Annotated in this window: 1 protein-coding gene; it reads left to right on the top strand. The window is 30.4% G+C overall.

Annotated elements, in window-relative coordinates:
- The coding region (locus AVBRAN12640_RS09890; protein WP_336613009.1) for a hypothetical protein at window positions 1-728 on the top strand (728 nt) is incomplete at both ends.

Below are 728 nucleotides of genomic sequence, written 5' to 3'. Positions count from 1 at the left end.
AACTTAACTGAAATTCCAAATGGTGGTAGAACATTTGATACTACTCCAACATTTATAGGTAAATCAGTTGCTAATGATACTTTAGTATTATTATTTGTAAAACCAAATAATGCTACAGGTAAAGATGAAGCAATTATGAAAGAATTCCAAGCTGCACCAGATGGAACATTTACATATACTCCTGATTTAACAAACAGAGTAGATGGTAGTGGTTGGGAAGTTGGAACATATAAAGTATATTTATCAAGCTTAAAAACAGGAGAAATGAAAGAATACTCATTTAGTTTAGATTTAAATACAGCTAAAGATGAAGTGGTTAATAATACAACAACTCCTGAAGTAATTGTTCCAAGTGTTGGAAATGGAATTAAAGTATCTATATTTGAAGGTGATGAATCAGGCGATCACAATAACTTAAAAGAAATTAGCAATGGTTCAACTACAGTAGATGCTAATCCTTTATTTAAAGGTGAGATTAATGCTAGTGGTGTTAAAGCAATGCAAGTATTTATCACTTATAATGATAAGTTAATTAAAACTGATTCAGTTCTTGCTGTTGATGGTAAATTTAAATATGTTCCAGAACTAGGTTGCAATAACTTTGGAGATTATAAGTTTACATTTAATGTAATTGGAACTGATATTAAAGGTGAAGCTAGCTTAAAACTTGTTGCTGATACTCAAACAAATACACCTAGCGTAGATAATACTACAAGTGATGTGGTTGT

The sequence above is a fragment of the Campylobacter sp. RM12640 genome, assembly GCF_020137595.1.
Taxonomy (GTDB): Bacteria; Campylobacterota; Campylobacteria; order Campylobacterales; family Campylobacteraceae; genus Campylobacter_E.
This window is presented reverse-complemented; position numbering and strand designations above follow the sequence as displayed.